Source organism: Actinoplanes sp. NPDC048988, from assembly GCF_043197815.1.
Taxonomy (GTDB): Bacteria; Actinomycetota; Actinomycetes; order Mycobacteriales; family Micromonosporaceae; genus Actinoplanes.
Genome location: NZ_JBICTW010000001.1, coordinates 729,958 through 746,444 on the forward strand (window position 1 = coordinate 729,958; position 16,487 = coordinate 746,444).

Sequence of the window (16,487 nt, forward strand, 5' to 3'; positions counted from 1 at the left end):
GTCAGCTCCTTGGCCTACGGCGGCGGGTCACAGATCGAGCCCCTGGTCCACCAGGTCGAACAGTTCGTCGTTGGTGGCGGCGTCGAGGTCGTCGGGCGCCGCCGCCGGCGCCTGCCAGCGGGTCATCAGGTCGCGCAGCCGGGCGCCGATGCGGGTCCGGTCGTGGGCGTCGGGATCGAGCGCGACGAGCGACTCACCGAGCCGGGTCAGCTCGGCCAGCACGGTGTCGACATCGGCGCCGCCGGCGTCCGGGAAAAGCTCGCCCTCCACGAAGGCGGCGAGGGCGAGCGGCGTCGGATGGTCGAACACCAGCGTGGTCGGCAGTCGCAGGCCGGCGGCCTTGCTCAACCGGTTGCGCAGCTCCACCGAGGTGAGCGAGTCGAAGCCGATTTCCTTGAAGGCGCGGCCCGGTTCCACCCCGGCCGGCCCGGAGTGCCCGAGGACCGTCGCGGCGTTGACGCGCACGAGCTCCAGCAGGGCGCGGGACCGCTCGGACGGCGGCAGCGCGGCCAGCCGATCGCGCAGCGGCTGGGCCCCCGCGGCCGAGGTCGCCGCACGAGCCGTCGCCGCCCCGGCCCGCCTCAGGCCGCGCAGCAGCGGCGGTACCGATTCCGCATCGATCGACGCGAGGTCGATCATCGCCGGCACGGTCACCGCGCGGTCCACGACCGTCGCCAGGTCGAACAGGTCGAGACCGGTGGCGCTGTCCAGGCCGGCGCCCATCCGCCGCACCTGGGTGTCGTCGAGGTGGCCGGTCATCGTGCTGCGCTCGTCCCACAGCCCCCAGGCCATCGCCGAGGCGGGCAGGCCGGCCGATCGCCGGTGCTGGGCCAGGGCGTCGAGGAACGTGTTGGCGGCCGCGTAGTTCGCCTGGCCCGGCGCACCGAAGGTGGCCGCCGCCGAGGAGAACAGCACGAACGCGGCCAGGTCGGCGTCCGCGGTGAGCTCGTGCAGGTTCACCGCTCCGTCGATCTTGGGACGGAGCACCCGGTCGAGCTGCGCGGGGGTCAGCGAGTCGACCAGTCCGTCGTCCAGGACGCCGGCGGTGTGCACGACCGCGGTGAGCGGGTGGTCCGCCGGCACGCCCGCCAGCACCTCGGCCAGCGCGGCGCGGTCGGCGACGTCGCAGGCGACCGTCCGGACGCGGGCGCCGAGGGCGGTCAGCTCGCCGGTCAGCTCCCGCGCGCCCGCCGCATCGAGGCCGGATCGGCTGGTCAGCACGAGGTTCCGGACGCCGTACGCGGTGACCAGGTGCCGGCTGACCAGGGCGCCGAGCGTGCCGGTGGCCCCGGTCACCAGCACCGTGCCGTCCGGGTCGAGCGGCCGGGGAACGGTCAGCACCACCTTGCCCACCAGGCGGGCCTGGCTCAGCGCGCGCAGCGCCTCCGGCGCCCGGCGCACATCCCAGGTGGTCAGCGGCGAGTGCGGCAGGACGCCGGTGTCCAGCAGGCGCACGATCTCGGTGAGCATCTCCTGCAGACGCCGCGGCCCGGCCTCCATGAGGTCGTAGACGTTGTAGACCACGCCCGGGTACTCGGCGGCGACCTTGTCCGGATCCCGCTTGTCGGTCTTGCCCATCTCCATGAACCGCCCGCCCCGTGGCAGCAGCCGCAGGCCGGCGTCGACGAACTCGTCGGCCAGGCAGTCCAGCACGACGTCCATGCCGTCGCCGCCGGTCGCGGCCAGGAACCGCGGCTCGAAGTCGAGCGTGCGCGAGTTGGCGATGTGCTCGTCGTCCAGGCCGGCCGCGCGCAATGCCGGCCACTTCGGCGGGCTCGCCGTGCCGTAGACCTCGGCGCCGAGGTGGCGGGCCAGCGGCACGGCCGCCAGTCCGACGCCGCCGGCCGCGGCGTGGATCAGCACCTTCTCGCCCGGCTGCACCCGGGCCAGGTCGACCAGCCCGTAGTACGCCGTCATCCACGCGATCGGGATCGCGGCGCCCTGCTCGTACGTCCACCCGTCGGGCAGCTTGACCAGCCAGCGGTGATCGGAGACGCCGATCGGGCCGAACGAGCCGAAGCAGAGGCCCAGCACCCGGTCGCCCGGTGCGACGTTGTCGACGCCGGGGCCGACGTCGAGCACCACGCCGGCCGCCTCGCCGCCCAGGTGGTCCTGGCCCGCGACCATGTCGAGGCCGACGATCACGTCCCGGAAGTTCATGCCCGAGGCCCGCACCGCCAGGCGTACCTGCCCCTCCCCCAGCGGTTCGAGCATCTCCGGCACGGAGATCAGTTCGAGGTTCTCGAAGGTGCCCTTGCCGACCGTCTCCAGCTTCCAGGCGGGAGTCCGTACGGGCGGGACGAGCGCGTCCATGCTCTCGATCCGGGCCAGCCGGGGCACCAGCACCTCGCCGTCGCGCACCGCGAGCTGCGGCTCGTCGGTGGCGAGGGCGGCGCTCAGCAGCTCGGCGGTGGCCGAGCCGTCCACGTCGATCAGCCGGAACCGTTCCGGATGCTCGGACTGGGCCGACCGCAGCAGGCCCCAGACCGGCGCGGTGGCCAGATCGGGCACGTCCTCGCCGTCGCGGGCCGCGACGGCGCCGCGGGTCACCACCGCGAGCTGCACGTCGCCGCGGTCGGCGGAGAGCCAGTCGCCGACGAGGCGGAGCGCCCACCCGGCGGCGTCGTGGGCGGCGGCGGCCAGATCGCCACCGTTCCCGGACGTGACACAGGCCAGCAGCACGTCCGGCCGGTCGCCGTCGTCGAGCGCGCCCATCCCGGCCAGGACCGGGGTCGCCGCGTCCAGGATGCCGAACGGGTCGGCGCCCAGCACGGCGATGCTTGCCGCCGCGCCGGGCCGGGTCAGGACCGGCCAGTCCACGTGGAAGAGCGGCTGCCGTGGCGCCGGGCTCAGCTCGCCGGCGCGCACCTCGCGCAGCACCAGCGTGTCCACCTCGGCCACGACCTGGCCGGCCGGGTCCCACATGACCAGGCGCACCCCGTCGGCGCCGGCCGGCGAGATCCGAACCCGCAGGACGGTGGCGCCGGTCGCCCGCAGCCGCACGCCGGTCCAGGCGAACGGCAGGCGCAGCGCGCCGTCGCCGTCGTCGCGCAGGAAGAGCCCGTGCAGGGCGGCGTCGAGCAGGGCCGGATGCAAGCCGAAGCGATCGGCCTCGGCGGCCCGGGGCTCGGGCAGCGCGATGTCGGTCCACACCTCGTCGCCCCGCCTCCAGGCGGCGATCAGCCCGCGGAACGCCGGGCCGTACTCGTAGCCGGCCTCGGCCAGGCGCTCGTACAGCCCGGCCACCTCGACCGGCCGCGCGTCCGCGGGCACCGCCGGCGACTCGCTCGTGGCCGGCGGTGCGGCGGAGGCGAGCACGCCGGCGGCGTGGGCGGTCCAGGCCGAGCCGCCGGCCGGGCGCGCGTGGATCGTCACGTCGTGCCGGCCGTCGCCGGATTCCTCCGCGCGGACCTGCACGAACACGGCCTCGTCGGCGGGCAGGATCAGCGGCGCCTCGACGCGCAACTCCTCCAGGCCGGGGTGGCCGGAGCGGGCACCGGCTTGCAGGGCCAGCTCGGCGAAGAGGGCGCCCGGGACCAGGACCTGCCCGTTGAGCGCGTGGTCGGCCAGCCAGGGGGCCGCCGGCCGGGAGAGCAGGCCGGTGAGCACCACCCCGGAGCCGCCGGCCAGGTCGACCGCGGCGCCCACGAACGGGTGGTCGACCGTGCCGAGGCCGAGAGCGGTCACGTCGCCGGCGGCCGGGCCGACCTCGAGCCAGAAGCGGTCGCGCTGGAAGGGGTAGGACGGCAGTTCCACAAAGGACGCCGAGCTCTCCGGCAGGAGAGACTCCCACCGCACGGGCATGCCGTGTGCCCAGGCCTCGGCCGCGGAGGCGGTGAAGCGATCCCAGCCGCCGTCCTCCCGGCGCAGCGTGCCGATCGCCACGGCGTCGTCGAACCCGCCGTCCTCGAAGACCTCGGCCAGCGCGGGCACGAGCACCGGGTGCGGGCTGACCTCGAGGAACCGGCGATGCCCGGCGGCCAGGGCGGCGGTCACCGCGTCCTGGAAGCGCACGCTCTCGCGGACGTTGCGGTACCAGTAGGCGCCGTCGAGCTCGCTTCCCGGCACGACCTCGCCGCTGACCGCGGAGTAGATCGTCACCGGCGTGTCCCGCGGGGTGACCGGTGCCAGGTCGGCGGCGATCTCGGCGGCGAGCACGTCGATGGCCGGCGAGTGGGCCGAGAAGTCGACGCCCGGGATGCGCCACCGCATGACGCCGCGCCGGGACAGCTCGCGCTCGAATCCGGTCAGCGCCTCGGCCTCGCCGACCACCACCGTGGCCCGCGGGCTGTTGACGGCCGCGACGAAGAGCCGGTCCGGCCAGGCGGCGATCAGCTCACGCACCTCGGCCTCGGGCAGCACCACGGAGATCATGCCGCCGGTGCCGGCCAGCGCCCGCAACGCCCGCGACCGCAACCCCACCACCCGCGCACCATCCACCAACGACAACGCACCCGCCACCACCGCCGCCGCGATCTCACCCTGCGAATGACCCACCACCGCCGACGGCCGCACCCCACACGACTCCCACAACCGCGCCAACGACACCATCACCGCAAACAACACCGGCTGCACCACATCAACCCGCTCCAACCCCGGCCCACCCCCCAACACCACCTCCCGCAACGACCACCCCACAAACGGCTCCAACGCCGCCTCACACGCCACCATCGACTCCGCAAAAACCGGCGACACCGACCACAACGACGCCGCCATCCCCGCCCACTGCGCACCCTGACCGCCGAAGACCAGGACCGGCCGAGGGTCGGCCGGCGCGGTCCCGGTGATCGCGGTGTCCAGCCCGGCGAGGGCGGTGAGCAGTTCCTCGCGATCGCCCGCCCGGACCACAGCGCGGAAGCGGCCGGCCGCCCGGGTGCGCACAAGCGCGTGGGCGAGGCCGGTCAACGGCAGGCCGGGCCGCTCGGCGAGGTGCTCGCGCAGCCGCTCGGCCTGGGCGGTCAGGGCCGCCTCGTCGCGGGCGGAGAGGACGAAGGAGAGCGGATGCTCCGGCACCGGGTCCGGCGCCACGGCCGCCTCCTCGGGCGCCTGCTCCAGGACGACGTGGGCGTTGGTGCCGCTCATGCCGAACGAGGACACCGCCGCCCGGCGTGGCCGCGCGGCTCCCGGCCAGGGCCGCGCCTCGGTCAGCAGCCGTACGGTGCCGGCCGACCAGTCGACGTGCGGGGACGGCTCGTCCACGTGCAGGGTCGGCGGCAGCACGCCATGCCGCATCGCCATGATCATTTTGATGACACCGGCCGCGCCGGCGGCGGATTGGGTGTGCGCGATGTTCGACTTGACGGAGCCGAGCCAGAGGGGTTCGCCCGGCCGGTCGGCGCCATAGGTGGCCATCAGCGCCTGCGCCTCGATGGGGTCGCCCAGCCGGGTGCCCGTACCGTGCGCCTCCACCGCGTCCACCTCGGCCGGCGTGAGCCGCGCGTTGGCCAGCGCCTGGCGGATGACCCGCTGCTGCGAGGGGCCGTTGGGCGCGGTGAGGCCGTTGGAGGCGCCGTCGGAGTTGACCGCGCTGCCGCGCAGCACGGCGAGAACCCGGTGGCCGTTGCGCCGCGCATCCGACAGCCGCTCCAGGACGACGAGCCCGACGCCCTCGCCCCAGCTGGTGCCGTCGGCGGCCGCCGCGAACGGCTTGCAGCGGCCGTCCGGCGCCAAGGCCCGCTGCCGCGAGAACGCGACGAACGCGGCGGGGGTCGCCATCACCGACACGCCGCCGGCCAGGGCCAGCGAGCTCTCCCCGGTACGCAGGGACTGTGCGGCCAGGTGCATGGCGACCAGCGAGGACGAGCAGGCCGTGTCGATGGTGACCGCCGGCCCCTCCAGACCGAACAGGTAGGCGATCCGGCCGGAGGCCACACTGGACGAGTTGGCGGTCGCGACGTACCCGTCGAGCGGCTCGTCGGCCGCCGTCAGGAGCGCGGCGTAATCCTGAGCCGAGACGCCGACGAAGACCCCGGTCCGCCCGCCGCGCAGCGTCTCCGGGTCGATGCCCGCGTGCTCGAGCGCCTCCCAGCCGGTCTCCAGCAGCAGTCGCTGCTGCGGGTCCATCGCCAGCGCCTCGCGCGGGGAGATGCCGAAGAACGCCGCGTCGAACAGGGGCGCGCCGTCGAGGAAGGCGCCCTCCCGGACGTACGAGCGCCCGTCCGCGGCCGGGTCGTGGTCGTGGAGGGCGGAAAGGTCCCAGCCCCGGTCCGTGGGGAACGGCGACACCCCGTCACGCCCGTCCCGCACGAGCCGCCACAGGTCGTCGGCCGACTGGACGCCGCCGGGGTACCGGCATCCGATGCCGATCACGACGATCGGGTCGTCGTCACCCGCACCCGTGGCCGCGACGGTCCGGTGGTCGCCGCTCTCGCCGTCCTCCTCGTCCAGCAGCGCGGCCACGGCGGCCACCGTGGGGTGATCGAAGGCCAGGGTGGCGGGCAGGCGCAGCCCGGTCGCGGCGTCGAGCCGGTTGCGCAGCTCGATCGCGCCGAGCGAGTCCAGCCCCAGGTCGGTGAACGGGGTGGTGGCTGCCACGGCATCGGGCGAGCCCCAGCCGAGCACGTCGGCGACCTGCGCCTGGACCAGATGTTCCAGGGCTTCCCGGCGTTGCCGGCCGGTCAGCCCGGCCAGGTGGCGCAGGCCACGGCCCGGGTTCGCGGCCGCCGCGGCGCGCGGCCGGACGAGACCGCGGAGCAGCGGGGGCACCTCCGGGGCGGCGGCGGCCGCCGCGAGGTCGAGGCGCAGCGGCACGAGGACCACGTCGGTGCGCTCGACGGCCGCGTTCCACAGGGCCAGGCCCTCGGCGGGAAGCAGCGGGACGATCCCGCCGTCGCCGGCGCGGGGCACGTCCCCGGCCATGCCGGCGCCCGCCCATGGTCCCCAGGCGAGCGACTGGGCGCCGCCCCCACGCCGCTGGGCGAACGCGTCGAGGAAGGCGTTGGCGGCGGCGTAGTGGGCCTGACCGGCCCCGCCGACCAGGTGGGAAGCGGACGAGAAGAAGACGAAACGGGCGTCGGGCAGCAGCCGGTCCAGGGCGACGGCGGCGGCGACCTTGGGCCGGAGCACGCGGGCGACCCGGTCCGGGGTGAGGCCGGTGAGCACACCGTCGTCGAGGACACCGGCGGCGTGCACCACGTGGGTGATCGGGTGCGTGTAGTGGCGCAGCACCGCCTCCAGGGCGGCGGGATCGGCGACGTCGCAGGCCCGAAGCTCGACCTCGGCGCCGCGCTCGGCCAGCTCGGCGCGCAGCCGTTCGGCGCCGGGCGCCTCCGGGCCGCGACGGCTGAGGAGCAGCAGACGGCGCACGCCGCGGGTGTCCACCAGGTCGCGCGCCACGGCCTCGCCGAGCGCTCCGGTCGCGCCGGTGATCAGCACCGCACCCCGCGCCCACGCTGCCTCCGCCTCACCGTCGGCCGGCCCAGCGTCGTTGGCCGGCCCAGCGTCGTTGACCGGCCCGGCGTCGTTGACCGGCCCGGCGTCGTTGACCGGCCCGGCGTCGTTGACCGGCCCGGCGTCGTTGACCGGCCCGGCGTCGTTGACCGGCCCGGCGTCGTTGGCGGCGGGCACCCGGGCCAGGCGCGGCGCGAAGCGGGCGCCGGCGCGGATCGCGACCTGCGGTTCGTCGCCGTCGAGGCCGGTCTCCAGCAGCCGTCGCGAGGCCGGGTCGTCGTCCACGTCGACCAGCAGCAGCCGGCCCGGATGCTCGGTCTGGGCCGAACGCACCAGTCCCCACAACGCCGCGCCCACAGGGTCGGGCACCTCGTCGCCGAGCGCGACGGCACCCCGCGTGACGACGGCCAGCCGCGAGCCGGCGTGCTGCTCGTCGGACAGCCACGACACGAGATCGGCGAGCAGGTTCGTGACGGCCGCCTCGGCCCGCTCGGCCAGGTCACCCGCCGGCAGCTCGCCGGGAACGTCCAGCCGCACGACGCCGCCGGCGGGACCGGCGAGGTCGGTGAGAGGGGTCCAGACCGGCCGGAACAGCCAGTTGCGGGTGGCGGCCGCGCCGAGCTGGCCGGCGGTGACCGGGCGCAGGGTGAGCGAGCGGACGTCCACGACCGGGGCGCCGGCCGGGTCGGCGAAGCTCAGCGCCACGTTTCCCGGGCCCGCACTTGTGATCCGCACCCGCAGGGCGGCGCCGGCCGGCGCGTAGGTGCTGACCCCGGACCACAGGAACGGCAGCCGGGACGGGCCGGCCTCGTCGTCGCCGGTGGCCGGCAGGAGGGCGACGGCGTGCAGGGCCGAGTCGAGCAGGGCCGGGTGCAGGCCGTAACCGGGAGCGTGCACCGCCACGTCGTCGGGCAGGGCGACCTCGGCCAGGATCTCGCCGCCGTGCCGCCAGGCGGCGCGCAGGCCGCGGAAGGCGGGGCCGTACTCGAGGCCGGAGAGCGCGAGCCGGTCGTAGAGGCCGGTCAGGTCGACCGGCTCGGCGCCGGCCGGCGGCCAGGACGGGAACGGCTCGGGGCGGGCCGCGGCGGCCTGGCCGAGGATGCCCTCGGCGTACCGGGTCCACTCCGTCTCGCCGGGGCGCTGGCCGTGGACCGCGACGGCCCGGCGGCCGTCGGCGGCCGGTTCGACCACCACTCGGACGAGGACGTCACCGTCGAGGGTGAGGGGTTGGTGGAGGGTGAGGTCGTGCAGGTGGGGATGCTCGGTCTCGGCGGCGGCGCGGATGACCAGTTCCAGATGGGCGGTGCCGGGCAACAGGGTGGTGCCGTGCACGAGATGATCGGCCAGCCAGGGCTGAGCCGCGACCGAGAGACGCCCGGTGAACACCAACCGGTCACTGTCAGGCGTGGTGACCAGCGCACCGAGCAACGGATGATCCAGCGGAAGCAACCCGAGCGAGGCGGCGTCACCGGCACCGGCGGCGGCCGGCAACCAATACCGCTGATGCTGAAACGCGTAGGTCGGCAGGTCGACCGGACCCCGACCGGGCACGATCGCCGCCCAATCCACCGGCACACCACCCGACCACAGGCGGCCAACACCAGCCAGCAGAGTCCGCACCTCATCCCGATCCCGGCGCAGCAACCCCACCCCGTCGATCAACCCGGCCAGGACCGTGTCCGGGCCGACTTCCACCCAGTGGCTCACATCAGATCCGGCGGCGATCGCGTCGGCGAAACGCACCGTCGCCCTTACCTGATCAACCCAGTAGGCCGCAGAAGCCACGTCACCACTAGCCAACAGCGGGATGCGGGGCGGGTGGAAAGTCAGCTGTTCACATACGGAGGCGAACTCGGCCAGCATCGGCTCCATCAACGGCGAATGAAACGCATGGCTAACCGTCAGCCATCGCACCCGCCGATCCCCGACAACCCTGCGCACCCCGGCCTCGTCACCGGACACCACCACCGACCGGACAGCGTTCACCGCGGCAATCGACACCAACGCCTCGCCGTCGATCAGCTCGGCGAGCTCAGCTTCGGTGGCTTCAACCGCGGCCATCACCCCACCGGCCGGAAGTGCCTGCATCAGGCTTGCTCGGGCCGCCACCAACCGGCACGTATCCTGAAGAGACAGCACCCCGGCGACATGCGCAGCGCTGATCTCCCCGATCGAGTGACCGACCAGGACGGCCGGGCGAATGTTCCACGACTCCAACAGCCGGAACAGAGCCACCTCAAAGGCGAACAGGCCTGGCTGCGCCCACTCGGTCGCCGTGACCGCCTCAGGATCATCGCCGTAAAGAACAGCGTCCAAACCCGGGAAATAGGCGCAAACCTCGGCCAGGACATCGCGGAAGACCGCATATTGCCGCAGCTCCTGCCCCATCCGCCAACGCTGCGCACCCTGACCGGAGAACACGAACCCGAGCACCGGCTCCGCGGCCGGGACGGGGGACGCCGCGACCTGAGCCAGGCCGGTCGCCGCTTCCGCCGGATCGGCGGCCACCACAACGGCACGATGACCGAATGCCGCCCGGCCCCGAACCAACCCGCTGGCCATGTCGGAGATGTCGACCGTGTCTAGGACAGCCGCCAGCCGCTCGGCCTGCTCCCGCACCACATCCGCCCTGTGCCCCGAGATAATCAGCGGCCACGGCCCCGCCACGGCGGGCTCGGCGGCCTCCGGTTCCTCGCCCTGCTCCAGGATCAGGTGGGCGTTGGTGCCCGAGATACCGAACGACGACACCCCCGCCCGGCGCGGACGATCACCCTCCGGCCACGGACGCGACTGCCTCAACAACTCGACAGCACCCGCCGACCAATCCACCAACGGCGACGGCTCATCCACATGCAACGTCGACGGCAACACGCCGTGCCGCATCGCCATCACCATCTTGATCACACCAGCCACACCAGCCGCGGCCTGGGTGTGGCCAATGTTCGACTTGATCGACCCCAGCCACAGCGGCTCGTCACGATCCGCGCCATACGTTGCCAGCAACGCCTGCGCCTCGATCGGATCACCCAGCCGCGTACCGGTCCCGTGCGCCTCCACCGCATCCACATCAGACGCACGCAGACCCGCTGACACCAACGCCGCACCGATCACCCGCTGCTGCGAAGGGCCATTCGGCGCCGTCAAACCGTTCGACGCACCGTCCTGGTTGACCGCCGAGCCCCGCACGATCGCGAGAATCCGCCGCCCGTTCCGCCGGGCGTCCGACAGCCGCTCCAGCACCAGCACGCCGACACCCTCGCCCCAGCCGGTGCCGTCGGCCGCGGCCGCGAACGGCTTGCACCGGCCGTCGCCGGCCAGGCCGTCGGCCGCGAACTCCGCGAAGATGTCGGGCGTCGACATCACCGTGACGCCGCCGGCCAGCGCCAGCGTGCTCTCGCCACTGCGCAGCGACTGCGCGGCCAGATGCACGGCCACCAGCGAGGACGAACACGCGGTGTCGACCGTGATGGCCGGGCCCTCGAACCCGAGCGAGTACGACACCCGCCCGGTCAGCACGCTGCCGGCCACGCCGAGACCGCCGTGCCCGGCGATCAGGCCCGGGTCGTGCCGCAACCAGGAGCCGTAGTCGTGCGACATGATCCCGGCGAACACACCGGTACGGCTGCCGCGCAGCGACAACGGGTCGATGCCCGCGCGTTCCAGCCCCTCCCACGACGTCTCCAGCAGCAACCGCTGCTGCGGATCCATCGCCAGCGCCTCCCGCGGCGAGATCCCGAACAGGGCGGGGTCGAAGTCCGCCACCCCGTCCATGAAGGCACCGCGCCGCCCGTGGCCGCCGGACGACAGGTCCCAGCCGCGGTCGCCGGGGAACGCCGTGACCGCGTCCACCTCGCCGGCGAGCAACTGCCACAGCGAGTCGGGGCCGGTGACGCCGCCCGGGTAGCGGCAGGCCATGCCGACGATCGCGATCGGCTCGTCGGTGGCGGTGCTCACCGCCGTACGCCCGAGGCCCTCGTCCTGGCCGAGCAACTCGGTCAGCAGGTGATCGGCGACGGCCGCCGGGGTGGGACGGTCGAAGACCAACCCGGCCGCCAGCCGCAGGCCGGTGGCTGCGGCGAGCCGGTTGCGCAGGTCGAGCGCGGTGAGCGAGTCGAAGCCGATCTGCTGGAAGGAACGCGTCACATCGATCGCCTCGACGCTGTGGCCCAGCACCTCGGCGACCTGCCCGCGTACGAGGTCGGCGACGATACGCCGCCGGTCCTCCTCGGGCGCCGCCAGCAGCTGGCGGGCCATCGTGCCGGCCGGCCCGCCGGCCATGACCTGGCGGCGGGGCGGGGGCGCCATGCCACGCAGCACCGCCGGCAGCTCGGCGGTGGCCGCCTGGCGTCGCAGGACGGCCCGGTCCAGCCGCAGCGGCACCAGCGCCGCCACGGGGGTGCCCAGATGCGCGAGCCCGCGATCGAGCAGCGCCAGAGCATCCTGCTCGCTGAGGGGCAGCAGACCGGAGGACGTCATCCGGGAGAGGTCGGCGCCGGCGAGGCGTTCCGTCATCCCCTCCGCGTCCCAGGGACCCCACGCGAGCGCGACGGTGGGACGACCGGCCGCGGCCCGCCGCACGGCGAACTCGTCGAGGAACGCGTTGGCGGCGGCATAGGCGGCCTGCCCGCCACTTCCGATGACGCCCGCGGCCGAGGAGAAGAGCACGAGGGCGACGTCACGGCCGGCGGTGAGCTCGTCCAGGTGTACGGCGCCGTCGACCTTGGCCGCCAGCGTGTGGTCGAGCCGCTCGGGCGTCAGCGATTCGGCGACACCGTCGTCGAGCGTCCCGGCGGCGTGCACGATCGCTGTCACACCGGGCTCGGCCGCCAGGATCGCGGGGAGGGCCTCCCGGTCCGCGACATCGCCGGCCACGATCCGCACGCGGGCGCCGAGGGCTTCCAGTTCGCCGCGCTGTCCGGCCGCGCCAGGCGCCTGCGCTCCCCGCCGCCCGAGCAGCACCAGGTCACGTACGCCGTGCGCCCGCACCAGGTGCCGGGCGACGCGGCGGCCGAGGCCGCCCGTGCCGCCGGTGATCAGAATCGTACCCTCGCTCCAACGCGTGCTCTCCGGGGCGGCGTCGGTCGTGGTGGCGTCGGCCACCGGGCGCAGGCGGGGCACGGTCACCGCGCCGTCCCGGAAGGCCAGCTCGGGTTCGCCGGTGCCGAGCGCCGCCGCGATCAGTTGCGGCTCGGCGAAGCCGGCGCCGAGGTGCAGCAGGACGACGCGCCCGGGATGCTCGGCCTGCACGCTTCGCGCCAGCCCGAAAGCGGCGGCCCGAGCCGGGGCCGGGGCGCCGTCGCTGTCGTCCGCCACCAGAACCAGGCGGGACTCGCGCAGAGCGGGTTCACTCAGCCAGCGCTGCAGCAGGTCGAGGGTGTGACGGGTCAGCGCGTGCGTGGCCGTCGCGGGATCGGGCTCGCCGAGGGCCGGCAGGGGCGCGAGCACGACGTCCGGCGCGGCGCCGGAGAGCGAGCCGAGCAGGCCGTCGAGGTCCGGGTGGTGCGGTGCGCCGGGAACGGCCTCGAGCGGCGATCCGCACACCGCCCACGACAGGTCGCGCTCCTGGAGGGCGACGGCTTCCCACCGTACGGAGTGCAGGCTGTCCCCCGCCGCGGCGGCGTGCACCTGCTCCGGCGTGACCTCGCGCAGCGTCAGGGCGTCGACCTCAGCCACCGGGAGACCGGCCGAATCGGTCAGCCGCAGCGCCAGCGGCCCGGCGTCGCCGACGGCGCCCGCGATCCGCACCCGCAACGAGGCGGCCCCGCTCGGCCGCAGACGCACACCGGAGAACGCGAACGGGATGCGCCCGCTGTCGTCGCCGGTCAGGGCCAGGGCGTGCAGGGCCGAGTCGAACAGGGCCGGGTGCAGGCCGTACCGGCGGGCCTGACCGGCCGCCTCCTCGGGCAGGGCCACCTCGGCCAGGATCTCGTCGCCGTGCCGCCAGGCCGCACGCAGGCCGCGGAAGGACGGTCCGTAGCGGAAGCCGGCCTCCTCCATCCGCTCGTAGAGGCCGGCGACCGGCAGCTCCTCGGCGCCCTCGGGCGGCCAGACGGCCGGGGCGGCCTCGGTCATCGGCTCCTCGGCGCCGAGAAGACCGGCGGCATGCGCGGTCCACGGCCCGCCGTCCGCGTGGCCGGGGCGCGAGTGCACGGTGAACGCGCGCAGGCCCGTGTCGTCGGCGGGCTCGACGGTCAGGCGCAGCTGCACGTCCTCCCGTCCGTCGAGGGTGAGGGGTTGGTGGAGGGTGAGGTCGTGCAGGTGGGGATGCTCGGTCTCGGCAGCGGCGCGAGTGACCAATTCCAGATGGGCGGTGCCGGGCAACAGGGTGGTGCCGTGCACCAGATGATCGGCCAGCCAGGGCTGAGCCGCGACCGAGAGACGCCCGGTGAACACCAACCGGTCACTGTCAGGCGTGGTGACCAGCGCACCGAGCAACGGATGATCCAGCGGAAGCAACCCGAGCGAGGCGGCGTCACCGGCACCGGCGGCGGCCGGCAACCAATACCGCTGATGCTGAAACGCGTAGGTCGGCAGGTCGACCGGACCCCGACCGGGCACGATCGCTGCCCAGTCCACCGGCACACCACTCGACCACAGGCGGCCGACACCAGCCAGCAGAGTCCGCACCTCATCCCGGCCACGGCGCAGCAACCCCACCGCGTCGCCGTCGATCAACCCCGCCAAGACGGTGTCCGGGCCGACCTCCACCCACTGGCTCACATCAGATCCGGCGGCGATCGCGTCGGCGAAACGCACCGTCGCCCTAACTTGCTCGACCCAGTAGGCCGCAGAAGTCACGTCACCACTAGCCAACAGCGGGATCCGAGGCGGGTGGAAAGTCAGCTGCTCACACACCGAAGCGAACTCGGCCAGCATCGGCTCCATCAACGGCGAATGGAAGGCGTGACTAACCGTCAGCCATCGCACCCGCCGATCCCCCACAACCCTGCGCACCCCGGCCTCGTCACCGGACACCACCACCGACCGGACAGCGTTCACCGCGGCAATCGACACCAACGGCTCGCTCTCCACCAGCTCAGCGAGCTCGGCCTCGCTGGCCTCGACCGCGGCCATCACCCCACCCGCCGGCAACGCTTGCATCAGGCTTGCTCGGGCCGCCACCAACCGGCACGCATCCTGAAGAGACAGCACCCCGGCGACATGCGCAGCACTGATCTCCCCGACCGAATGACCCACCACGACGGCCGGGCGAATGTTCCACGACTCCAGCAACCGGAACAGAGCCACCTCGAACGCGAACAGGCCCGGCTGCGCCCACCCGGTCGCCGTGACCGCCTCGGGATCATCGCCGTAAAGAACGTCCTCCAGACCCGGGAAATGAGCGGAAATCTCGCTCAAGGTGTCCCGGAAGACGTCGAACCGCTGGAGCTGCTCGCCCATCCGCCACCGTTGCGCACCCTGACCCGAGAACACGAACCCCAGCTCCGGCTCCGCCACAGCAGCCGTCGGCACTACCTCAGCCAGACCGGCCACCGCCTCCGCCGGATCCGCGGCCACCACAACGGCTCGGTGATCGAGTCGGGCGCGCCCCCGCGCCAGCCCGCTCGCCATGTCGGCGAGACCCGTCGTGGGCAGTGCCGCGGACAGGCGGGCGGCCTGATCCCGTACCGCCTCGGCCGATTGACCGGAAAGGATCAGCGGCATCACGGGCAGTTCCGGGCGCTCGGCCGGGTCCTCCCGCGGCGCGGCCTCGAGGACGACGTGGGCGTTCGTGCCCGAGATGCCGAACGAGGACACGGCCGCCCGGCGCGGACGATCCGACCGCGGCCACTCCCGCGCCGAGGTCAGCAGCTGGACGGCACCCGCTGACCAGTCCACGAACGGCGACGGCTCATCCACGTGCAACGTCGACGGCAGCACCCCGTGCCGCATCGCCATCACCATCTTGATCACACCAGCCACACCGGCCGCGGCCTGGGTGTGCCCGATGTTCGACTTGATCGACCCCAACCACAACGGCTCGTCACGATCCGCGCCGTACGTGGCCAGCAACGCCTGCGCCTCGATCGGATCACCCAGCCGCGTACCGGTTCCGTGCGCCTCCACCGCGTCCACATCGGACGTGCGAAGTCCGCCCGAGGCCAGCGCTTCGCGGATCACCCGTTGCTGCGACGGCCCGTTCGGCGCCGTCAGCCCGTTGGAGGCGCCGTCCTGATTCACGGCCGACCCCCGCACGATCGCGAGAACCTGCCGGCCGTTGCGCCGCGCGTCGGACAGCTTCTCCAGCACCAGCAGGCCGACACCCTCGCCCCAACCGGTGCCGTCGGCGCCGGCCGCGAACGACTTGCACCGGCCGTCCGGAGCGAGGCCCCGCTGACGGGAGAGCTCCACGAAGGTGCCGGGGGTGGCCATCACCGTGACACCGCCCGCGAGCGCCAGGGTGCTCTCCCCGCTGCGCAGCGACTGCGCCGCCAGGTGCAGCGCCACCAGCGACGACGAGCACGCGGTGTCCACGGTCACCGCCGGGCCTTCGAGACCGAACGTGTAGGAGATGCGGCCCGAGGCGACGCTGCCGGCCACGCCGGTGCTGAGGTAGCCCTCGATCTCCTCGGGCGCCACCCCGATCTGCGACGCGTAGTCGTGGTACATCAAACCCGCGAACACGCCCGTACGGCTGCCGCGCAGCGACAACGGGTCGATGCCGGTCCGCTCCAGGCTCTCCCAGGCCGTCTCCAGCAGGAGCCGCTGCTGCGGGTCCATCGCCAGCGCCTCGCGCGGCGAGATGCCGAACAGGCCCGGGTCGAACTCGCCGGCATCGTGCAGGAAGGCGCCCTGCCGGACGTACGCGGTGCCGGGGCGGTCCGGGTCGGGGTCGTAGAGCGTGTCGAGTGGCCAGTCCCGGTCCTCGGGGAAGTCGCCGACCGCGTCGGTGCCTGACGCGACCAGCTCCCACAGCGACTCCGGGTCGGTGACCCCGCCGGGAAAGCGGCAGGCCATGCCGACGATCGCGATGGGCTCGCCGGCCGCGGCCTCCAGATCGTCGATCCGCCGGCGCGCGTGGCGCAGGTCGGTGGTCATCCGCCGGAGGTATTCGACGAGCTGCTCTTCGTTGGCCACGTTCGCCCCTCTAGTCGATC

The 16,487-nt window shown here is 74.0% G+C and carries 1 protein-coding gene; it reads right to left on the reverse strand.

Annotation, left to right across the window (positions count from 1 at the left end; genetic code table 11):
• Positions 1 to 27 precede the first annotated feature (27 nt).
• Positions 28 to 16,467, reverse strand: coding sequence for an SDR family NAD(P)-dependent oxidoreductase (locus ACGFJ7_RS03345; RefSeq protein ID WP_392640600.1), 16,440 nt, complete (start codon positions 16,465 to 16,467; stop codon positions 28 to 30).
• Between the last annotated feature and the right edge of the window lie 20 nt (positions 16,468 to 16,487).